Raw genomic sequence first — 21,236 nt, 5'->3', positions numbered from 1 at the left:
GAATGCATGCCTGCTACCAAATTGCTGGAGTTTTCCGGCCACGAAGTTGCCGACAGCCACGACGTCATCCAGGTCCGGGGCGCCCGCGAGAACAACCTCGCCGGGGTGTCCGTGGACATCCCCAAACGCCGGCTGACCGTCTTCACCGGCGTCTCCGGATCGGGCAAGTCCTCGCTCGTCTTCGACACCATCGCCGCCGAGTCGCAGCGGCTGATCAACGAGACCTACACCGCCTTCGTCCAGAACTTCATGCCCAGCCTGGCCCGCCCGGACGTCGACTCGCTGCGCAACCTGAGCGCCGCGATCATCGTCGACCAGGAGCGGATCGGCGCCAACGCCCGCTCGACGGTCGGCACCGCGACCGACGCGCACACCATGCTGCGGATCCTGTTCAGCCGGCTCGGTACGCCGCGGATCGGGTCGCCGTCGGCGTTCAGCTTCAACCTCGCCGACGGGATGTGCCCGACCTGTGAGGGTCTGGGCAAGTCCTCGGAGATCGACCTCGACGAGTTCGTGGACCGGTCGCTGAGCCTCAACGAGGGTGCCGTGAAGGTGCCCGGGTATGCCGTCGGCACCTGGTACTGGCAGTTGATGGCCACCTCGGGCCTGTTCGATCCGGACCTGGCCTTGAAGGACTATCCGGCCGAGCAGTGGGAGCAGTTCCTCTACCAGCCGGCCATGAAGGTGAAGATCGGCACCAGCAACCTGACCTTCGAAGGACTGGTGACGAAGGTACGCCGCCAACTGCTCGCGAAGGATCGCGATTCGATGCAGAACCACGTCCGGCTGTTTGCCGATCGCGCGGTGAAGCTCGTCCGCTGCCCCGACTGTGAGGGTGCCCGGCTCAACGAGGCGGCCCGGTCGGTGCGGATCGACGGAGTCGGGATCGCCGAGTGCTCGCGGATGCAGATCAGCGACCTGGCCGAGTTCGTCCGGGGCATTCGAGACGCCTCGGTCGGGCCGCTGCTGGAGGGCCTGCTGGCCATGCTCGAGTCGATGGTCGGCATCGGCCTGGGGTACCTCAGCCTCGACCGGGAGTCGTCGACGCTGTCCGGTGGTGAGGCACAACGGGTGAAGCTGGTCCGGCATCTCGGGTCGAGCCTGACCGATGTCACCTACGTGTTCGACGAGCCGACGGTCGGGCTGCACCCGCACGACATCCAGCGGATGAACGAGCTGCTGCTGCAGTTGCGCGGCAAGGGCAACACCGTGCTGGTCGTCGAGCACAAACCCGAGACGATCGCGATCGCCGACTACGTGGTCGATCTCGGCCCAGGTGCCGGGGTCGCCGGTGGACGGCTTTGCTACGCGGGCGATCTGAAGGGGCTGAAGAAGTCCGGGTCGTTGACCGGGCGGTACCTGGATCATCGGGTGGCGCTGCGAGATCAGGTGCGGCAGCCGACCGGGAGCCTGCGGATCGAGGGCGCCTCACTGCACAACCTGCGGGATGTCAGCGTCGACATCCCGCTGGGAGTGCTCACCGTCGTCACCGGAGTGGCCGGGTCGGGAAAGAGTTCGTTGATCCACGGGTCGCTCGGCGGACGGGACGGCGTGATCGTCGCCGGGCAGGGTCCGATCAGGGGGTCGCGCCGGAGCAACCCGGCGACGTACACGGGTCTGCTCGATCCGATCCGGGCCGAGTTCGCCAAGGCGAACAAGGTGAAGCCGGGGCTGTTCAGCGCGAACTCGGTCGGCGCCTGCGCGACCTGCAAAGGGCTTGGCGTGGTCTACACGGATCTGGCGATGATGGCCGAGGTGTCGTCGGTGTGCGAGGACTGCAACGGCGCGCGGTTCACCCCGGAGGTGCTGGCGTACAAGCTGCGCGGCAAGAACATCAGCGAAGTACTGAGCATGTCGGCCACCGAGGCGCGGTCGTTCTTCGAGCGCGGACCGGCCCGGGCGGTCCTGGACCGGCTGGTTGCCGTCGGCCTCGGATACCTGGGCCTGGGGCAACCATTGACCACCCTGTCGGGAGGCGAACGGCAGCGGCTGAAGCTTGCGATCCACATGGGCCGGAAGGGGACGATCTACATCCTGGACGAGCCGACCACCGGGCTGCACCTGGCCGACGTCGACCAGCTGCTCACGCTGCTCGACAAACTCGTTGACGACGGCAACACGGTGATCGTCATCGAGCACCACCAGGCGGTGATGGCCCACGCCGACTGGCTGATCGACCTCGGCCCCGGCGCCGGCCACGACGGCGGCCAGATCGTCTTCACCGGCATCCCCGCCGACCTGGTCGAAAGCAGCGCCTCCCTCACCGCCGAACACCTCCGGCAGTACGTCGGCAGCCCGGTGACCGTCGACGTCTAACCGGCAGCGGCGGTCGTGGTGGCCAGGTCGGCGGCCAGGGATTCGATCAGGTCGTGCCACGGTTTGAGGTACTGCTGTGCGGGGCCGGTCTGGGTCAGTTTCAGGCGGGCTCCGCCGTTGCCGTCGCGGAGGTGCCAGGTCACTGTGCCCTGTTGCCACTCGTAGGTCAGTTCCACCGGCTCCTCGGACTTCAGCAGCTGCCCGCTTTCGATGCCTTCAGCAACGAAAGCGGGGTCGGTGAGGGCCTGCCACACCTGCTCCTTCGGGGCGGTGAGCTGGCGTTCGAAGTGGATCGAGCCGTCGTCGTCCACGATGCCCTGGTCGAGGCCGTAGGCCTTGACGAAGTGTTCGTGCAGGAGGGCGTAGTGCTCCCGCGGAATGCTGGAGCCGCCGAGGACCCGGTCGAGGGCGTCCAGGCACCGGATCCAGCCGGCCGTGAAGCTCGCGGAGCCGGGGCGGTCGTCGTGGATGGCTGTCAGTTTCAGCAGGCAGCCGTCCGCGGTCGGCACCAGCTCCCAGCGCAGGATCTCGCTGCCCCAGTTGTACTCGAGCAGCCGCGGCGGTTCGTAGGCGCGGATCACGCCCGCGTTGTCGGCGCCCTCGTTGGCCTCCTCGTCGGGGAAGGTGAAGCTGATCGGCCCGTCCAGCCGCAGGTCCAGCTCGACCGCCGCCGGGAACCAGCCGTCGAGCTCCTTCGGTTCGGTCAGTGCTCGCCAGACCTTCTCCGGCTGATGGCGCAGGGCCCGCTCCATCCGCAGGACGGTCCGGCCGTTCTCGGTGGTCAGTGTCTCGTTCATGACATCCATATATACCCGATGAGGCATATAAGGGACAAGGAAGAGGCCCGGCGGATCGGGGTCCGCCGGGCCTCGGTCCCGGTTACTGGCTGCAGGTGTAGATGGTGGCGTTGTCCAGCCACCAGTTGCCCGGAATCAGGTCGGAGAAGTCTCCCCCGCGCCCGTTCCAGCGGAACTTCAGCAGCTCACCGCTGAACTGCGAGACCTCCAGCCGGCTGGTCTCCCAGCCGCCGGAGTTGCCGTGCCAGGCGGCCGGCTCGTCGGGGAAGTTCGGGTCGACGGTCGGCCCGTTCTTCCACGGCAGCGCCGAGGTGTCCTGCCAGGTCGCGCCGTTGTCGGCGGAGTACTCCATCGTCGCCTTGCCGGTGCGGACGGCGAAGATGAAGAACACGTTGTAGAAGTTGTACGCGTGGGTGAAGCGCAGGTACGTCTTCTCGTTCTTGATCTTCATCGCGTTCGCCGTCTGGACGGTGATCGAACTGTCGTCCGGCACGGTGATCTGGCCGAACATCGAGTCGTTGCCGTCCGAGGAGTACGACGTGTCGACCTGCGCGTTCGGGTCGCCCTCACCCTTGCCCAGGACCCAGCCCGCGCTGCGCGTGACGACGCCGTCCGGGTAGGTCTTGAAGCTGGTGGTGATCAGGTTCTTGACCTTCGCCCCCGCGGTGTCGCAGACCGGAGCCTGGGCCGGCTTGCCGATCGCCGGCTCGAGGTCCAGCTCGGTGGCCTTGATCGCCAGCTCCACCTGCGCACAGTGCGCTTTCGTCATACCGGCCACGTCGTGCTTCTGCAGCTTGTTGCAGACCGAGCGCAGCGCTTCGGCCAGGTCGCCGTAGTCGGCGCCGGTGGTCAGCACCTTCTGGGTCTCGTGCCACAGCGCCCCGGATCGGGCCAGGCCGATGCCGGTCACGGTCTGCCCGTTGAACGACCCGCCGTCGGCGATCAGGTACGCCGTCTTGTTGCCGACACCCGAGTTGAGGTGCACCCCGCCGTTGTCCTGGAAGAACTCGTCGTCGAACCAGTGCGCACTCGTCATCTTGTCCGGGTGCTCGAACTGGGTCGGGTCGGACATCGACCGGATCGCGCCCAGGCTGGAGCCCTCACCCATCAGCCAGCGGTTGGCCGGGGTGTCGTCGGCGGAGCCGTTGGTCAGGTCGACGAACTCGCCGAAGATGTCGGACAGCGACTCGTTGATCGCGCCGGCCTCCCACAGGTAGGCCAGACCGGACGTGTACTGCGTGACGCCGTGCGCCAGCTCGTGACCGGTGATGTCGTCGGTGCTGACGCCTTCACCGAAGGCCATCTGCTCACCGTTCCAGAACGCGTTCGCGAACGGGCAGCTGCCGTCGACACAGATCCGGACGGTACCGCGCAGCGCCTTGCCCAGACCGTCGCCGTAGTCGACGCCGATCAGCTGGGTCAGGTCGGTGCCGAGTGTCGCGAAGGTGTCCGAGGTGTCACCGAAGTACTCGTAGATCTGGTTGACGTCCTGGACCGACGAGGCGGGTCCGCCCTCCACCCGGGTCGGCGCGAAAACGCCGCCACCGCAGCGGACGTCCTCACCACCGGTCTGGATGATCGCGCGGTTCGCGTCGCAGACGACACGGTTGATGTGCTCCGTCATGTCCCACGCGAGCAGCGCCTTGCCCGCCGAGGCGTGCACCATGGCCTGCCAGCGGACATCGCCTGGACCGGTCACGTCGTACAGGTAGACCGGGATGGCGACCGAGCCTGGCTGGCGGGTGACGATGCTCAGGTCGAGCCAGCGCGGCCCGGCCAGCTTGGCGGTCAGCTTCGAAGCGTCGAGCTTGCCGCGGGTCGCGACGGCCTCGGCCGCGGACTTCTGCGCGGCGGCCTTCGCGGCCTCGACCGCATCGGCCTTCGGGAAGGCCCCGTACGTCGCGAGCGCGACCTCACCGTTCGCGGACTCCAGGGCGCCGGCCTTGGTCAGGTTGGTGACGATCTCGCCGCCGTACACCGGGACGCCGTCGATGGTCTGCTGGAAACGGACCTGCGAGCCGAAGCGGCTCAAGGCGCTCGACTTCGCGACCAGGTCGGCCGGGCGGGCGCCGAAGTACGGGGCGATCGTCGACACCTGGGCCTTCGCGACGGCCACCGCGTCGGCCTTGCTGGTGCCGGACTTCGCGGCCTTCGCGCTGACCGAGGCGGGCGCCTTCAATGGTGTCGCGGGCCGGATCGAGTGGGCACGCCCAGTGGCGTCCCGCTTCGTGACCAGGCCTTTGCCGCCGGCCTTCGGCGTCTCCACGGTGCGGATCTTCGGGCTTTCGGCGATAGCTGTGGTAGGGCCGGTGGTCGTGGCCGGGGCGCTGTTCGCCAGGCCTGGAGCTGTCAGGGTGAGTGAGACTGCGCCGACCGCGAGGCCGGCGAGCAAGGTACGGGATTTCAACGGAGTTCCTCCCCTTGGCAATGCTTACGCTGAGCGGGCGTAACGGCCGCAAAGCTGCCCGGCGGACGACGCCGGGCCACCCCTCCGGGGTCGGCATCGCGCACCGGACAGGCCGTTGCGGCACCCCTGCATGAGATCACGTCCAGGGGCGCCGCGCAGGTCGAGCGAGTTTCCCCGCTCTAGGTCAAGTGATCGTCCACGAGGTTGGCGTAGCCGCCCTGGCCGGTGGTGTTGGGGTGGTACGACTCGCTGACCGGGTTGGACAAACCATTGATCCACTCCGGGCTGCCACACACCGCGTGCCCGATGAACGCCGACGTCGGGTTCACGAAGGTGAAGCCGGCGGCGTTCGCCGCGGACGAGATCCTGGAGTTCAGCAGGTCGGCGGTCGCGTTCAGCTTGGTCATCTCGTCGGGGCTGAAGAAGGTCGCCGCGTTGCAGTCGATGCCGTTGAACAGGCGCGGGTAGCCGACGATGATCACCTTCGCCGTGGAGGCCCGGCTTCGCACGGCCGCGTAGAGGGTGTTGAGGCGGCCGGGCAGCGTGTTGTTGATCGTCGCCTGGGCGTTGGTGACGGCCGCGGTGCAGTTGCCGAGCCAGGACGGTTTGGCGCACTCGGTGATCACCGACGAGAAGCCGGCATCGTTGCCCCCGACCTGCAGGGTGACCCACTTGACGCCACTGTTCAGAGGGCCGAGCTGGTTGGCCGTGACGTCGGAGACCCGGGCACCGGAGCAGGCAACGAAGGTGAGTGCCGCGCCGACACGGGCGGCATCGACGTACGGGTAGGCGCGGGTCGAGCGCTGGCACGAGCCGCTGTCCGCGATGTAGGTGCGGGTGCCGACGCCCGAGGCGTACGAGTCGCCGAGCGCGACGTAGACGGGGGCGGCGGCGTGGGCGAGAGACGGGCTGGTGAGGAGCGCGGTACCAAGAACTGCCGCGCTGATGATTCCGGCGATGGGTTTCATGGGGCGGACCGCCTTTGCACTGGTGCGGGAGGGGAACCAAGGCAGGGGGAACTGAGAGTCACCATCCACGACCAGTGAGTAACTTGCAAGACCTCGGTAGGAAATTCACCGACGCGTGCCGAAACCGGTAACCGCTGTTGCCTTGTGGGCGGTTGCTCCCAGCCACAGTCCGCCCTCTCCACCAGAGGGTGGAACTTTGCTTCCGCGGAGATGGAGATCCGCCGCGATCGCGGACAGCCAGGGCCGGCGACTGCCAGCGTGAAGGGCATGTGGACCCGACGAAGCTTCCTGGCCCTGACCACCGCGGCCGCCGCGATGCCGATGGCAACCGTCGCGCACGCCGCCTCGAGCTCTACTTCACCCTCAGCCTCTGCCGACCTGAAGTTGACGTTGCCCGCACCGACCGGACCCCACCGGCTCGGCGTACGAACCCTGCACCTCATCCAGAGGGGCAGACCGGACCCATGGAACGGCAACCCCGATCGCGAGCTGATGCTCAGCGTCTTCTACCCCGCCCTGACCACCTGCGGCTTCCCGCTCGCCCCGCAGATGACCAGCAAGGCAGCACAGAAGTTCAGCGAGTTCGACGCCGCCTTCCTCCACCCGCTACCCAAGTCCGGAGTCGACTGGTCCGCCACCTTGACCCACTCCCACCTGAACGCACCCGCCAGCCCGGTACGCCGCCCCGTCGTCCTCTACTCACCTGGCGGTGCCGACCCCCGGACTCTCGGCACGAGCATCGCCGAGGAACTCGCGAGTCACGGCTATGTCGTCGTCACGATCGACCATCCGGGTGAGACCAGCGAGGTCGAGTTCCCCGACGGGCGGCTCCGGGAGATCCAGATCCCACCGACCACGGCGACCGACCCGGTGCTGTCCCGCGTGATGATCAGGACCCGCCTGGCCGACATCACTTTCGTGCTGTCCCAGCTCAAGCTCCTCGCCGGCACCCGCGGGCTCGGCCGAGCGCTCGACCTGCGCAAGATCGGCATCTACGGACACTCGGCCGGTGGGGCGACGGCTGCGCAGGCGCTCTACGACAGCCCTGAACTGAGATCAGCCGTCAACCTCGAGGGCTATCTGGACTACCTGCCCTTCCGGGCCGGCGATCCGCACGAGCTCTATCCCATCACGCAGTACGGGACCGATCGCCCGCTGCTCCTGGTCGGCACCGATGGCTTCCACGACAGCCGGTTCGAGCGTTCCTGGTCAGCGCTGCTCAGCCACAGCGGGCCTGTACGCCGTACCGAAGTCGAGGGCGCCAACCATTGGGTCTTCACCGATTTCGCCGCAATGGCGCCGCAGCTGCAGGAGGCTGGGCTGATGAGTGCACAGGACCGCGCCAAGCTGATCGGCGCGATCGAGCCCGGCCAGTCGATTCCACTGATCCGAGGGATGGTTCGCAGGTTCTTCGACCGGACCCTGTGCGGTCAGCGCTCCGGGCCCGGGACTGACAGCGGGTCGAAACCGTAGGGGAGCTCGAGGCGGTGGGCCTTCATCAGGTCGGCGTCGCCCAGTAGGTCGCGGGTTTTGCCGTCGGCGACGATGCGGCCGCCGTCCATGAGCAGGCTGCGCTCGCACAGTTGCAGCGCATACGGAAGGTCGTGCGTGATCATCAACAAGGTGACGTCGAGGCCGGACAGGATGTCGGCCAGCTCCCGCCGGCTGGCCGGGTCGAGGTTGCTCGACGGTTCATCGAGGACCAGTACTTCGGGGCGCATCGCCAGCACCGTGGCGACCGCGACCCGGCGGCGCTGGCCGTAGGACAGGTGGTGGGGAGCGATATCGACGTGATCCTGCATCCCTACCTGCACCAGCGCCTCGTGGACCCTGGCATCGAGCTCGGCACCGCGCAGACCGAGGTTCGCCGGACCGAACGCGACGTCATCGCGGACCGTCGGCATGAACAGCTGGTCGTCCGGGTCCTGGAACACCAGGCCGACCTTCCGGCGTACCTGGGGCAAGTGCTCGCGGTGCAGGTCGGAGCCGCCGATCTGGATCCGGCCGCTGCCCGTGCCACCCGCGACCGCGCCGAGGATGCCGTTCAGGTGCAGGACGAGTGTCGTCTTGCCGGCGCCGTTCGGGCCGAGCAGGGCGACCCGCTCACCCCGCTGGACGGTGAAGTCGACGCCGTACAGAGCCTGCCGGCCGTCCGGGTAGGCGAAGACGAGACGCTCGACATGGATCGACGGGCCGCTCACAAGCCCGCAACCCTAGCGGTCACCGCGATGAGCACGGCCAGCAGGGAGACCGCGAGCCCTTCGGCCCACTGCTCCCGGGCCGCGCCGGACGAGGCGAGCTGAGGCATCCGGCCGGTGTACCCGCGGGACTGCATCGCCAGGTGCACCCGCTCGCCTCGCTCGAAACTGCGGACGAACAATGCGCCCACTCCCCCGGCGACCGCCCTCAGATGACCGGCCCGGCCACCGGCGTACCCGCGGGACTCCCGGGCGATCCGCATCCGGTGCAGATCGTCGGACACCACACTGAGGTACCGGACCATGAACGACAGGATCGCGACGAGGGTCGACGGCAGCCGCAACCGCTCCAGACCGGCCAGCAAGTCGCGCGGCGCGGTCGAAGCGGACAGCACGATCGCCGCGACCACTCCGAGCGTCCCCTTGGCCAGCACGTTCCACGAACCGAGCACCCCGGACTCCGACACCGACAGGCCCAGTACGTCGACCCGCGGGCCGGAAGCCACGAACGGGAGCACCAGAGCGAAGACGATGAACGGCGTCTCCACCGCCAACCGCTTCATCACGGTTGCCACCGGCAACTTTGCCAGCGCGACCGCGCCGGCCAGCAGGACGGCGTACAGGGCGAAGGCCCAGAAGGCACCGGCCGGGGTGGAGACGACGGCCAGGACGAACACGAACAAGGCGACCAACTTCACCTGCGCCGGTAACCTGTGGATCCGGCTGTCCACCGCCACCAGCAGGCCGTCGCCCGCCGAGCCGCTCACGACTTGATGCCGTCGCCGGCCGGGCCGCTCATGACTTGATGCCGTCGCCGGCCGGGCCGCTCATGACTTGATCAGTTCCGCCTGGTCGGCGCGAGCGGAGGAGCGCAACGAGGCGACCTTCGCGATCGCCAGACCGACGACGATCGTCACCAGGACGCCGATGATGCCGGCCAGCGCGCCAGACACCTGCGCGTTGCCGATCCCGGTCACGCCGTAGTCGGCCAGCGGGCTGCCCACCACGGCCGAGTCCTTCGCCGCGCTCTCGAAACCGAGCTTGGCGCCGACGAACTCGAGCCCGTCGGGGTGCGCGCTCGCGAACAGGCTGACCACGCCCGCGATCAGCAGGGTCGCCGCGACCGCGATCCCGTACGAACGGCCGGCGGGTCTGGCCGCGATCGGCCGGTCCGGCGTGACGGTGGACGTGTTGCCGTCGGCATCGATCAGGACGAGATCGGCCTTCAGGTGGCGGGCGGCGTACACGAGGTCGGGGCGGGTCGCGACCACGGCACTCAGGACGGCGGCGGTGATCACCGCTTCACCGAGACCGACCAGGAGATGCCAGCCGACCATCGCCGTGGCGAGCTTGCCGATCGGGATCTCGACCGCGCCGCCGATCATGTACAGCCCGGTGAAGGCGAGCGCGGCGACAGGGACGGAGACGAGCGCGCCCACGGTTGCCGCCGGTACGACCGTGCCGACGCGCTTGGGCAGGGCGGTCAGCAGCGCCCGAGTGACGAAGTACCCGACGATGACTGTGATGACGGCCATCAGGGTGATGTTGGTGCCGAGCGCGGTCAGGCCGCCGTCGGCGAAGAGCAGGCCTTGGACGAGGAGCACGGTCGACATCACCAGCACGGCTGTCCACGGCCCGACCAGGGCCGCGGCCAGCGCACCGCCGAGCAGGTGACCGCTCGTGCCGGCGCCGACGGGGAAGTTCACCATCTGCACGGCGAAGACGAAGGCGGCAGTCAGCCCGGCCAGCGCCGGCCCCGTCTCGCGGATCTCGCGATTCGCCCGCTGCAGACTGAACCCAACCGCACCGGCCGCAATCAGCCCGGTGGCGATGGAAGTGGGCGCGTCGAAGAACCCGTCAGGAACGTGCATGACCACATTCTCAATCCTCTTGCGACCCAATCGCAACAAGACCCCCCAACCCGAGGCGGCAACCACCGGCTCGTGATGCTGCGCATCACCTCGCAAACTACAGACGAGAGGCTGGCGCCGGAGCCTGCGGGCACGTGGCGCCGAGCGCCACCTCGCGAATGAGCTGAGCAAGCCGGGGGCCTGCCAGCTCGCCGCCTGCTCGTGTCGCTGCGCGACACCTCGCGAGCTGGAAGTGGAGACGCGCCACAGACTTACCACGCATGCCGGCTCGTGATGCTTCGCATCACCTCGCGCATCAACGATCGAGGGGCGCCAAGCCGCCAGCGAGAACAACAGCCGGGGCAGCTCGCACAAAGCGGTTCTGGGCATGAAAGGTCCAGCCGCGTAGGAACGGGATGACGGCTCGTGGCGCGGCGCGCCACCTCGCCGACGACTGCTGGAGGATTCCAGCGCAGGGCGCCCGGCTCGTGATGCTGCGCATCACCACGCGAAGTACAGACGAGGCGTCGTGGTGCTGAGCGCGACCTCGGGAAAGCTCAGACGAGAGGCGTCGGCCTGGAGCCTGCGGGCTCGTGGCGCTGACCGCCACCTCGCGAATGAGCTGAGCAAGCCAGCGCCCTGCGAGCTCGCCGCCTGCTCGTGTCGCTGCGCGACACCTCGCGAACTGGAAGTGGGGACGCGCGACGGATTTGCCACCGCAGACCGGCTCGTGATGCTGCGCATCACCTCGCGCATCAAACGATTGGAGGTCCAAGCCGCCAGCGGGAACAGCCGGGGCCGGTCACAGGCATGCAAGGTCCAGCCGCGTGGCGAGTGGAGGGCGGCTCGGCGCCACGCGTGCTGTGGACTCGTGCGGCTTTGTACGGCTGCAGGCCGTGAGCCCACGGGTCGCCACGCTTGCTATCCCCGCGAGGTGGTGCCCATGAGTGGAGCTTCTGTGGGCCTACGCGGTGTGTGACTCCTGTACTTCGCGAGGTGTCGCGCAGTGATACGAGTCGGACCTTCAGAGCTGACGGTCGGGTGGCGAGTAGTAGGCCCAGCTGGTAGGTCGTTCTTGACCTCGTCTATCTGTTTGCGAGGTGATGCGCAGCATCACGAGCCGGAACTCTCCGGTGGTCGGCCGCGAGGTGGCGCGTAGCGCCACGAGCCTGGCGGGTTGGCTGGTAGGTCGTTCTTGACCTCGTCTATCTGTTTGCGAGGTGATGCGCAGCATCACGAGCCGGAATCCTCCGGTGGTCGGCCGCGAGGTGGCGCGTAGCGCCACGAGCCCGGCGGGTCGGCTGGTAGTGCCGTTCTTGAGCTCGTCTGTCTGTTTGCGAGGTGATGCGCAGCATCACGAGCGGGGATCCTCCGGTGGTCGGCTGCGAGGTGGTGCGTGGCGCCACGAGGCCGTGAGTGAGCCTCTGTTGGCGCGGATGCCTTTGGATCGGTCTCGCGGTAGGTTGGGGGTTTTTCGGCGGGTAGTGGAGGTTTGGATGTTCTTGATTGGTCATCTCAGTGATCCGCACCTGGACGGCACCGAAGTCGCGCGGCAGCGGTTGCGTCGGGTGGTGGACTACTTGAAAGCGTTCTCGCGACCCGTGGACGTGGTGCTGGTGACCGGGGATCTGGCCGACCACGGGCTGGCGGCGGAGTACGCCGAGATCGCGGCCGAGTTGGCTCTCGACGTACCGGTGCTGATGTTGCCGGGCAACCACGATGTCAGTGCGCCGTTGCGGGCCGGGCTGCCGATCGAGTCGCCTGGCGAGGGTCATCCGGTGCACCAGGTGCGCGATGTCGGGCCGGCGCGGTTCGTGCTGCTCGACACGTCGGTGCCGGGTGAGGACCATGGACTGCTCAGCGCGGAGTCGCTCAAGTGGCTGGCCGCAGTACTCGACGAGCCGGTCGACGGGCCGCTGTTTGTCGCGTTCCACCATCCGCCGAACGAACTGCGGCACCCGGTCCTCGACCAATGGATCCTCCAGGACGCAGAGCCATTCGCCGCCGTACTGCGAGGCCGCCCGATCACCGCTCTGCTGACCGGCCATGTCCACAACGGCGTCTCGACGACCTTCGCCGGCCACCCGCTCCTCGTTGCCCCCGGCATCAGATCGACCGCTCCCCTGCCCTTCGAGCCGGCCGCCGCCAACGGCCTGGTCGACGTCGAAGCCCCACCCGGTCTGGCCCTTCACCTCGCCGCCGAGGGTCAACCGCTCGTCACGATCTACCGAACCCTGCCGACCACAGCATGAACGATCACTTCGTACTGCGTCCTGTCGGCCAGGTCGAGTCACCCCTGACCGACCGGGCCGACGCGCCCCGGCAGGGCGACGAGGGCGGACCCGACGCCTGGCTGGTCTTCACCACCGAGGTCCGCGACGCCGTCCAGGACCTGAAGCCGGGTGACGAGATCCTGCTGATCACCTGGTTCGATCGCGCGAACCGCGAGGTCCAGGTGGTCCACCCGCGCGGCGACACCGAACGCCCACCCACGGGCGTCTTCAGCACCCGCTCGCCGGATCGCCCCAATCCCCTCGGCCTGCACCGGGTCACCGTCTTGGCGATCGACGGCCTACGCGTCCAGGTCAACAACCTCGAAGCCCTCGACGGCACCCCGATCGTCGACGTCAAACCCGTGCTCACCGACGAACGCTGACGCCGGTCAGGACTGCAGACCGTCCCAGGACCAGCGGGGAATGGTCAGGTCGGCGGGCACGTCGTCCTTGGAGCCGTGATAGCGGGCCATGCTGACGTTGGTGGCCCAGGCGAAGTACTCGAAGAGAACCGGCCTGACCGGGTCGTCCCCGGTCAGGCCGACATCCGTGAGCGCCTGATCGAAGCAGGCGATCGCGCGGCGATCCATGTCCTCATGCGGGCCGTTGCCGCTGTGCATCCAGACCACCGCGCTCTCGTTGCCGCCGTAGGTTGCGGTGAAAGCGGGAGGACCACCAAGCGCCTCAGTCCAGTAGGCCGCCAGCCGCTCGGTGTGCTCAGGATGAAAGCCGTGGCTGAACGCATGGCTGACCACCTCGTCGGCCATCACCCGCGCATGCCACGCCGCGGCCAGCCGGCGGAGGCCATCGGCCCCGCCGGCAGCCTCATACACGGTTTGCACAGGCCTGACCGATCAGAAGTTGATCATGTGGCCTTCGAGGCCGTGGAAGGCCTCTTGGAGGGCCTCGCTCAGCGTCGGGTGGGCGTGCACGTTGCGGGCCAGTTCCTTGGTGGTGAGGTCCCACTTCTGGGCCAGGGTCAGCTCAGGCAGCAACTCGGTGACCTCGGGGCCGATCAGGTGCGCACCGAGCAGTTCGCCGTACTTCGCGTCGCTGATCACCTTGACGAAACCGGTCGGGTCGCCCAGACCGTGCGCCTTGCCGTTGGCCGTGAACGGGAACTTCGCCACCTTGACGTCGTACCCCTGCTCGCGGGCCTGTTCCTCGGTGTAGCCGAAGCTGGCCACCTGCGGCTGGCAGAACGTCGCGCGCGGGATCATCACGTAGTCGAGTTCCATCGTCTCGACCCCGGCGATCGTCTCGGCCGCGATCACCGCCATCGCCTCGGCCGCGTGCGCGAGCATCAGCTTCGCGTTCACGTCGCCGATCGCGAAGATGTTCGGCACGTTGGTGCGCAGTACGCCGTCGACGTCGATCGCGCCGCGCTCGGTCAGCTTGACGCCGATCTTGTCCAGGCCGTAGCCGTCGACGCGCGGCTGGAAGCCGATCGCCTGCAGCACCTTGTCGGCCTCCAGCGTCTGCTGGTTGCCGTCCTTGCCGGTGACGGTGACCTTCACCTTGTCGCCGGAGTCGTCGATCGCGTCGACCCGGGTCGAGGTGAGTACCTTGACGCCGAGCTTCTTGTAGGCCTTCGCCAGCTCCTTGGAGACCTCGGCGTCCTCGAGCGGGACCATCCGGTCGAGGAACTCGACGATCGTCACGTCCACGCCGTAGTTGGCCAGCACGTAGGCGAACTCGACACCGATCGCGCCGGCGCCGGCGATGATGATGCTGCCGGGGAGCTCCTCGGTGAGGATCTGCTCCTCGTACGTCACGACGCGGTCGCTCAGCTGGGTGCCCGGCAGCAGCTTGGTGGTCGCGCCGGTGGCGATGATGCAGTTGTCGAAGGTGACGGTCTCGGAGTTGCCGTCGTTCAGCGCCACGTCGAGGGTGTTGGCGTCGACGAACGAACCCCACCCGTCGAACTCGGTGATGTTGTTCTTCTTCATCAGGAAGTGCACGCCCTTGACGCGCCCGTCGGCCACCTTGCGGCTGCGCTGCACCGCCGTCGGGAAGTCGAAGCTCACCTCGCCGCTGATGCCGAAGGTCTTCGCCTCCTTGCGGAAGATGTGCGCCAGCTCGGCGTTCCGCAGCAGCGCCTTGGACGGGATACATCCCACGTTCAGGCAGACACCGCCCCAGTACTTCTTCTCGATGATGGCGGTCTTGAGCCCGAGCTGGGCGGCGCGGATCGCCGCGACGTACCCACCCGGGCCGGCGCCGAGGACAACAACGTCAAAGTGCGAGGCCATGACCGAAATCCTAGTCGGTCGCGCCTCCACCCGAGGCCATGGGTTCCGTAAGGACCGTCCGACGCCTACGCTGGGGCTGGCACGGGGGTCGTCCTCCTTCCGTGCGCGCGTGAGGCGCCCTTTCGCAGGGATTCGGTCTTGAGGACATTGGGGGCTCGATGCTGGTCAACGGCCGGAGGTTGCGGCTCGCCGCGCTCGGCGCGGTGGCTGCGGTGCTCGCGCTGCCCACGTACGCCGCCTTCGCCGACCCCACGCCGCCTCCGCCGGCCTCCGTGACGGATGTGAACCGCTCGCTCGAGCAGCTCCAGGCCGAGGCCGCCGCGATCCAGATCGACGTCGCCAAGGCCACTGTCGCCTACACCAACGCGCTGAAGGTCGCCCAGACCACTGAGGCCGCCGCCAAGAGGGCTGAGGCGCACGCGGCCAGCACCCAGAACAAGTCGCAGGTCGAGCGTCGCCGGCTCGGCGTACTGACCGCTCAGGCCTATCAACTCGGCATCCCGACCACGCTGGGCACCGAGTCGATGCTGTGGTCGCTCGCGCCGGTCGCGGAGAACCTGCAGGAGATCGCCGATCGTCAGACCGCCATCCGGCAGCTCGGCGGCACCCAGGTCGCGCAGTACAAAGCAGCCACCGCAGCAGAGTCGACAGCCGGTACTGCGGCCGCTGACGCGGCGACCAAGCGCGCGGCAGCCGACAAGGCAGCCAAGACCGCCAGTGAGCTCGGCAAGACGGTCCGGGAGAAGGCAGCCAGCGCAGCGATGGCCATGGAAGGTCAGCTCGCCGACCTAGCCGGCGCGACGCAGCTGTCCAAGCAACTGCAGAACACCCGCAACCAGCAGGCACTGGCTAACTGGCAGACGTACCTGGCCGAGCTCGCCGCGGCAAAGGTGACTCCCCCGGCCGCGGCCACCATCAAGAACCCCTTCCACCTTCCGCCGGGTCTGCTGCAGTACAAGATCGCCGGGGCACCTGTCCCGGGTGCGGCCGCTGTTGTCAGCGCCGGACGAGGGGTCCGCGTGCTGCCGGCCGAAACGATCCGTGCGGTCAACCAGGCGTTCAGCCTGATGGGCAAGCCGTACGGCGTTGGCGCGACCGGTCCGGACAAGTACGGCTGTCTAGGCGCGGCACGAGCCGCCTGGCAGCCCTACACGACTCTCGCCGGCCTCGCGAACAGCGTGTACGCCAGCTACCAGAAGGTCCCGGCCGCACAGGTGCAGCCAGGCGACATCCTGCTCATGGGGAGTCGGTCCGTCGGCCTGTTCCACGTCGGCATCGCGCTCGACAACGCCGAGATGATCGCCGCCGACGAGGCCAAGGGCTCAGTAGTCGTCAGCTCCATCCCCGACAGCCTGTACGCCGCGCTGCGACCCACCCTGGGCAAGCCCACCAAGGCCCAGGTCGCACCCGCCGCCACCGCCAGCGCCTCGGCCTTCCGCTGCGGCAACACCGCTACCTCCATCGAGGTCGGCTCCGGCGCCTGGACCTGGCCGCTGGCCGAAGGCACCTACGAGATCGGCACCTCGTTCGGCCAGACCGGCGCCCTGTGGGCCAGCGGTGTCCACACCGGCCAGGACTTCCCAGCCTCCATCGGTACGCCGGTCCGCGCAGTCGCGGCAGGCGTCGTACGGGTGGAGCACCCGGCGTGGGCGGGCAACCTGGTCCGCATCGACCACGGCAACGGGCTGGAGACGCTCTACGCGCACCTGAGCGCGGTGGACGTGGCCGACGGGACACAGGTCAGCGCTGGGCAACGCATCGGTGCGGTCGGTTCGGAAGGCAACTCGACCGGCGCCCACCTGCACTTCGAAGTACGGCTCGGTGGTGACGCGGTGAACCCGATGCCGTTCCTGGCCACCGGTGGCACGAGTGTCGGCTGGGGTGGCTACAGCAACGGTCTGATCCCGGCGTCGCAGCTGTGCGGCATCGGCTCCCGGCACATGCTGCGGTGCGACGCGGCCACGGCGTACCAGCAGCTCTCGACCGCCTACCGCCAGGCGTTCGGCAAGAACCTCTGCATCACCGACTCCTACCGCTCGTACTCCGCACAGGTCGACCTCTACGGCCGCAAGCCGTCCCTGGCCGCCCTGCCCGGTACGTCGAACCACGGCTGGGGCGTAGCCGTGGACCTCTGCGGCGGCATCGACAAGTTCGGCACTCCGCAGTACAAGTGGATGGTCGACCACGCCGAGTCCTTCGGCTGGGTCCACCCCCGCTGGGCCAACCAGGGCGGCAACCGCGAAGAACCCTGGCACTGGGAGTTCGGCAAACCCCACAGTGCGTCGTAGCCCCACCAACTGGCTCCGCAACCACCGCCTCCTGGCGGCTGGCTGCTCGGTTGTCCTACTCGCCGTCGGTGGAGTCGTGGCAACGCCATACCTGTCCGCCATCGGTACTGCGGACGGCTGGCGGGGCTACGGCAACGGCAAGATGCCGGCTGACAAGCTCTGCCGCATCGCGCCCGGCCACAAGCTGCGGTGCGACGCGGCAGCGGCGTACGAGAAGCTGGCTGTTGCCTACGAAGCCCGCTTCCAGACGAAGCTCTGTATCACCGACTCCTACCGGTCTTACCGCGCACAGGTCGACCTGCTGCGCCGCAAGCCGGACCTGGCGGCTGTGCCTGGTACGTCGAACCACGGCTGGGGGCTGGCCGTGGATCTGTGTGACGGCATCAACGACTTCGGTACGCCGCAGCATGAGTGGATGGTGGCGAATGCGGAGAGTTACGGGTGGGTGCACCCGGAGTGGGCTGGGGAAGGGGGCTCGCGGCAGGAGCCGTGGCATTGGGAATTCTCCCCGGGGTAGCTCCTTTCAGCACGTACGCTAGGGCTGTGGCCGAGCAGACCAGTCCCGACCGCACGGACAACAACATCACGCTGGACGCCCAGGATGATCGCTGGGAGTGGCGGCGGAAGATCCGGGCGGACAAGCGCAAGCACGCGATCTACCGGATTTGTGTGGGCGTGGTCGGGGGCATCCTGATCATCGCGGCGCCCTTGACCGGGTGGCTGCCAGGGCCGGGCGGGATCCCGTTGTTCATCGCCGGCCTGGCCGTGCTGGCCAGTGAGTTCGAGTGGGCGCAGCGGCTGCTCTACCGCGTCAAAGGCTGGGTTCAGCAGCTCACCGCGTGGACCGGCAAGCAGCCGGCCTGGCTGAAGGCGCTCGGCACGCTCGTACTCTTCCTCTGCGTGCTGGTCGGCATCTGGCTCTACATGGCCGTGCTCGGCGTACCGGGCTGGTTGCCGGACTCCTGGGAGACGTTCCTGAGCAAGTTGCCGCTGCTGCCCTGAGTCGTCGAGTAGTCGCGGATGACGAAGTCGCTGCTGACCTTCTCCCCCATCCGCAGCATCTGGTTGAGCAGGAAAGGCGTGCCGAGCAGCCGGTTGCGTGCCGCGATCCCGAACCGCGTCCTCGGCGCCAGGAACTTCCCGGCCCGGTTCCCACCCGCCTGGCACGCCTGCACGGGCTTGCGCAGCTGACTCTCGTACGCCGCGAACGCCGCCGCGTGGTTCCCGTCGGCTGCCGCCAACTCCCCTGCAAGAACGTAGGCCGCGACGATCGCAGTACCGGTCCCCATGCCGCCAAGCGTCGCGCCGTAGCCCGCATCGCCGACCAGTGCCACGCGCCCGTTCGACCAGCGGCTGGCGTCCACCCGGCTGATCGAGTCGAAGTACAGCTCGGTGCAGCCGTCCAGCCCGTCCAGAAGCTGCGGCACCTTCCAGCCGAGACCGGCAAACGCTGATCGCAGGATCGCCTTCGGCTGCGAGGGATCGCGCCGGTCGTAGGTCAGCTCGGGCGAGGCGAAGACGAACATCGCGCCCGCCTTGCGCGCGTCCCGATGATCCACGCCGACACTCGCCAGCCGGCCGGGCACGTTGTACATCAACGAATCCCGATCGATCCCGAAGTCGTTCGGCAGATCCCAGCCTGCGACGTAGTACCCCAGATAACGCACGAAGTCCTGCTCCGGACCGAACGCCAGCCGGCGCACCACGGAATGCAGACCGTCGGCGCCGAACACGAGATCGAAGGTCGCCTCCGCCCCACTCTCGAAGGCGATATCGACTCCGCCGCCGTGCTGCGTCAGCGACGCGATCGAGTCACCGAACACGTACTCCGCTTTCTCGCGGCTGTGGTCGTAGAGCACCTGCGACAGGTCGGAGCGCAGTACTTCGAGCTCTCCCCCGGCGAACTCCGGAGGCAGCCGCATCAACAACCGGTCGTCCTCGGCGACGAACCGCATCGCCGAGCCGCCCGTCTGCAGTGCTCGCAGGTTGTCCAGGACGCCCATCCGCTCCAGCACCACCTTGTTCGCAGTACCGCGGAAGTCGACGGCGTACCCGCCCTTGCGCAGCGCCGGGGCCAGTTCGACCACGGTCACCTCATGCCCGTAGCGCCCCAGCCAGTAGGCCAGAGCCGGACCGGCGACGCTCGCTCCCGAAACCAGAATCTTCACTTCAGTGCCCTCCCGGACGATAATTGTGTCCACCGGACACGGTTTCAATATGTGTATGGTAGACACAGTTCAGCCGACAGCACAACCGGGGGTTCGCGATGATCAACCTGCTCTGGGGTGACCCGCTCCCGCCGACCCGCGGACCCAAGCCGGCGATGACCGTCGAAGGCATCACCGGCGCCGCGATCGCACTCGCCGACACCGACGGTCTCGACGCCGTGTCCATGCAGCGCGTCGCGGCCGCCCTGTCCTTCACGAAGATGGCCCTGTACCGGTACGTCCCGGGCAAGGCCGAGCTGGTCGCGCTGATGACCGACGTGGCGATGGGCCTACCGCCGGACCGGCCGCGCCGACCCTGGCGGGAAGCGCTGATGACGTGGGCGCTCGACCTCTATGCCGCCTTCGAGAAGCACCCTTGGCTGTTGCTCTCGACGGTCGGCCGGCGCGAGCTCGGACCGAACGAGCTGACCTGGATGGACCACGGGGTCCGCGCGCTGACCGAGTCCGGGCTGAACGGCGGGCAGCAGCTCGACGCGGTTCTGACCGTCGTCGGGCACGTGCGCACGGTCGCGCAGCAGTCGCTGAGCATGCCCGGCGGCAGCACGGGCGTGACCGAGGAACACATCACCTCGGCCCTGAGCGAAGTACTGGCCACTCAGTCCGAGCGGTTTCCCGGTCTCGCGGTCGCGATGAGGTCGATCGACGGCCAGCAGAACAAAGGGCTGACGTTCGGTCTCGACGTGATCCTGGACGGGCTCGAAGTACTGATCAAGCGCGGGTGAACCGGGCGCGGTAGGTGCTGGCGCTCAGGCCGTAGTGGGACTTGAAGCGACGGGCGAAGTAGTTCTGGTCGGGCCAGCCCACCGCTTCGCCGATCCGGCTGATCGGCTCGTCGGTGTGCAGCAGCCGATCGGCGGCGAGCTCGACGCGATGGCGGGACAGGTAGGCCATCGGCGGCAATCCGGTCGATGACTTGAACAGCCGCACCAGGTAGCCCGGCGCCAGGTGAAGCTCGGCGGCAAGCTCGGTGAGAGTCCAGTGGTGCGCGGGGTTGGACTCCATCAACTTCATCGCCGTCAGTACTGCGGGATGAGCCGGCCGGCTGGCGCCGAGGTCGTCGCCGGCCAACGCGCGCGCCAGACAGCTCAGGAACAGCGACAGCCGGCCGATCACGTCCCCGCGATGCAGGTCGAACGGCCGGGCGCGTAGATCCTCCAGATGCTCCAGCTGGCTGACGCACTCCTCCAGCGGGATCGAGTCGAGGTGGCCGGTCAGCACGCCTCGCCGCTGGGCCGAGTTCGGGCCGGTCCAGAGCAGGTAGCCGAGCAGTGTGTCCTCACGGGTCCAGGCCAGCTCATGTTGCAACAGGTCCGCGGAGAAGCAGCAGTTGAAGACATCGAGATCACTGCAGCCGTCGTACCCGTGCCAGACGCCCGGCCGTAGCAGCAGGACATCGCCGACCGACAGCTCCTGGTAGCCGGCCGGGCTGTGGTGGAGTCCGGCGCCGCTCATCACCACAGCGACCTCGAAGAAGCTGTGGGTGTGGACGGGATGCGCGTCCGGGTGCACGTAGCGACCGGCGTACGCGTAGGAGCCGTCGATGAAGTGCAGCAGGGTTCCGGTCGTTTCGACCGGCGGTTCGGCCATGGTCCAACATACGAGCCCAGGTGCATTTCGTGCTACCTCCGGTGCACTCCGGACTATGCGCGAACCGGCGGG

At 68.1% G+C, this 21,236-nt stretch carries 18 protein-coding genes; 8 read left to right on the top strand and 10 right to left on the bottom strand.

Translation table 11 applies throughout. The annotated features are described in order from the left end of the window. The first annotated feature begins 6 nt into the window (after window positions 1-6). The gene (locus AB0F51_RS04665; protein ID WP_360273967.1) at window positions 7-2,316 is read left to right on the top strand and encodes an excinuclease ABC subunit UvrA; all 2,310 of its coding nucleotides are present in this window, start codon (window positions 7-9) and stop codon (window positions 2,314-2,316) included. Here the strand turns inward: AB0F51_RS04665 and AB0F51_RS04660 are convergent. The 3 genes from AB0F51_RS04660 to AB0F51_RS04650 all read right to left on the bottom strand — a co-directional run bounded on the left by AB0F51_RS04660 (window position 2,313) and on the right by AB0F51_RS04650 (window position 6,488). After that, window positions 2,313-3,113, bottom strand: coding sequence for an SRPBCC domain-containing protein (locus AB0F51_RS04660; RefSeq protein ID WP_360273964.1), 801 nt, complete (start codon window positions 3,111-3,113; stop codon window positions 2,313-2,315). The genes AB0F51_RS04665 and AB0F51_RS04660 overlap by 4 nt on opposite strands. 82 nt (window positions 3,114-3,195) lie before the next feature. Next, window positions 3,196-5,520, bottom strand: a complete 2,325-nt coding sequence (locus tag AB0F51_RS04655) for a M4 family metallopeptidase (RefSeq protein ID WP_360273962.1) — start codon at window positions 5,518-5,520, stop codon at window positions 3,196-3,198. A 179-nt stretch (window positions 5,521-5,699) separates the two neighbouring features. Then, the gene (locus AB0F51_RS04650) at window positions 5,700-6,488 is read right to left on the bottom strand and encodes an SGNH/GDSL hydrolase family protein (RefSeq protein WP_360273959.1); all 789 of its coding nucleotides are present in this window, start codon (window positions 6,486-6,488) and stop codon (window positions 5,700-5,702) included. 267 nt (window positions 6,489-6,755) lie between these two features. On the opposite strand from AB0F51_RS04650, the gene AB0F51_RS04645 reads away from it, so the two are divergent. Beyond that, window positions 6,756-7,961: an alpha/beta hydrolase gene (locus AB0F51_RS04645; protein WP_360273956.1), complete on the top strand. Its 1,206-nt coding sequence runs from the start codon at window positions 6,756-6,758 to the stop codon at window positions 7,959-7,961. Here the strand turns inward: AB0F51_RS04645 and AB0F51_RS04640 are convergent. From AB0F51_RS04640 to AB0F51_RS04630, 3 genes are read right to left on the bottom strand one after another with little or no spacing between them, the layout of a single operon-like run. Continuing rightward, window positions 7,919-8,689 (bottom strand): ABC transporter ATP-binding protein, encoded by a 771-nt coding sequence (locus AB0F51_RS04640; RefSeq protein ID WP_360273954.1) that lies wholly within the window; start codon window positions 8,687-8,689, stop codon window positions 7,919-7,921. The two genes, AB0F51_RS04645 and AB0F51_RS04640, sit on opposite strands and share 43 nt — an antisense overlap. Continuing rightward, window positions 8,686-9,453, bottom strand: coding sequence for a cobalt ECF transporter T component CbiQ (gene cbiQ / locus AB0F51_RS04635; protein WP_360273951.1), 768 nt, complete (start codon window positions 9,451-9,453; stop codon window positions 8,686-8,688). The genes AB0F51_RS04640 and cbiQ overlap by 4 nt, the downstream gene beginning before the upstream one ends. A gap of 60 nt (window positions 9,454-9,513) precedes the next feature. Beyond that, entirely contained in the window at window positions 9,514-10,557 is a 1,044-nt protein-coding gene (locus tag AB0F51_RS04630) for an energy-coupling factor ABC transporter permease (RefSeq protein ID WP_360273949.1), read from the bottom strand. A 1,475-nt stretch (window positions 10,558-12,032) separates the two neighbouring features. Here AB0F51_RS04630 and AB0F51_RS04625 point away from each other — a divergent pair. Together AB0F51_RS04625 and tsaA are read left to right on the top strand one after the other, a co-directional pair. Continuing rightward, window positions 12,033-12,788: a metallophosphoesterase gene (locus tag AB0F51_RS04625; RefSeq protein WP_360273946.1), complete on the top strand. Its 756-nt coding sequence runs from the start codon at window positions 12,033-12,035 to the stop codon at window positions 12,786-12,788. Continuing rightward, window positions 12,785-13,192, top strand: a complete 408-nt coding sequence (gene tsaA / locus AB0F51_RS04620) for a tRNA (N6-threonylcarbamoyladenosine(37)-N6)-methyltransferase TrmO (protein ID WP_360273944.1) — start codon at window positions 12,785-12,787, stop codon at window positions 13,190-13,192. The genes AB0F51_RS04625 and tsaA overlap by 4 nt, the downstream gene beginning before the upstream one ends. Before the next feature lie 6 nt (window positions 13,193-13,198). Here the strand turns inward: tsaA and AB0F51_RS04615 are convergent, their stop codons facing one another. Together AB0F51_RS04615 and lpdA are read right to left on the bottom strand one after the other, a co-directional pair. Beyond that, window positions 13,199-13,651: a group II truncated hemoglobin gene (locus tag AB0F51_RS04615; RefSeq protein WP_360273941.1), complete on the bottom strand. Its 453-nt coding sequence runs from the start codon at window positions 13,649-13,651 to the stop codon at window positions 13,199-13,201. A 12-nt stretch (window positions 13,652-13,663) separates the two neighbouring features. Beyond that, window positions 13,664-15,061, bottom strand: coding sequence for a dihydrolipoyl dehydrogenase (gene lpdA, locus AB0F51_RS04610; protein WP_360273938.1), 1,398 nt, complete (start codon window positions 15,059-15,061; stop codon window positions 13,664-13,666). A gap of 158 nt (window positions 15,062-15,219) precedes the next feature. Between lpdA and AB0F51_RS04605 the strand changes: the two genes are divergently transcribed. The 3 genes from AB0F51_RS04605 to AB0F51_RS04595 all read left to right on the top strand — a co-directional run bounded on the left by AB0F51_RS04605 (window position 15,220) and on the right by AB0F51_RS04595 (window position 18,351). Then, a complete protein-coding gene (locus tag AB0F51_RS04605) occupies window positions 15,220-17,349 on the top strand; it encodes a peptidoglycan DD-metalloendopeptidase family protein (RefSeq protein WP_360273935.1) in 2,130 nt (709 codons plus the stop codon). A 76-nt stretch (window positions 17,350-17,425) separates the two neighbouring features. Then, window positions 17,426-17,866, top strand: a complete 441-nt coding sequence (locus AB0F51_RS04600) for a M15 family metallopeptidase (protein ID WP_360273932.1) — start codon at window positions 17,426-17,428, stop codon at window positions 17,864-17,866. A 26-nt stretch (window positions 17,867-17,892) separates the two neighbouring features. After that, the gene (locus tag AB0F51_RS04595; RefSeq protein WP_360273929.1) at window positions 17,893-18,351 is read left to right on the top strand and encodes a PGPGW domain-containing protein; all 459 of its coding nucleotides are present in this window, start codon (window positions 17,893-17,895) and stop codon (window positions 18,349-18,351) included. Here AB0F51_RS04595 and AB0F51_RS04590 read toward each other — a convergent pair. Then, window positions 18,270-19,517, bottom strand: coding sequence for an FAD-dependent monooxygenase (locus AB0F51_RS04590; protein ID WP_360273926.1), 1,248 nt, complete (start codon window positions 19,515-19,517; stop codon window positions 18,270-18,272). The two genes, AB0F51_RS04595 and AB0F51_RS04590, sit on opposite strands and share 82 nt — an antisense overlap. Before the next feature lie 98 nt (window positions 19,518-19,615). Here AB0F51_RS04590 and AB0F51_RS04585 point away from each other — a divergent pair, with 98 nt between their 5' ends. Next, window positions 19,616-20,299 carry a TetR/AcrR family transcriptional regulator gene (locus AB0F51_RS04585; protein WP_360273923.1) on the top strand — a complete coding sequence of 228 codons (684 nt, stop codon included), beginning with the start codon at window positions 19,616-19,618 and terminating at the stop codon, window positions 20,297-20,299. On the opposite strand, the gene AB0F51_RS04580 is transcribed toward AB0F51_RS04585, so the two are convergent. Next, window positions 20,286-21,164 carry an AraC family transcriptional regulator gene (locus tag AB0F51_RS04580; protein WP_360273921.1) on the bottom strand — a complete coding sequence of 293 codons (879 nt, stop codon included), beginning with the start codon at window positions 21,162-21,164 and terminating at the stop codon, window positions 20,286-20,288. The genes AB0F51_RS04585 and AB0F51_RS04580 overlap by 14 nt on opposite strands. Window positions 21,165-21,236 lie beyond the last annotated feature (72 nt).

The sequence above is a fragment of the Kribbella sp. NPDC023855 genome, from assembly GCF_040639475.1.
In the GTDB taxonomy this organism is placed as follows: domain Bacteria; phylum Actinomycetota; class Actinomycetes; order Propionibacteriales; family Kribbellaceae; genus Kribbella.
This window is presented reverse-complemented; position numbering and strand designations above follow the sequence as displayed.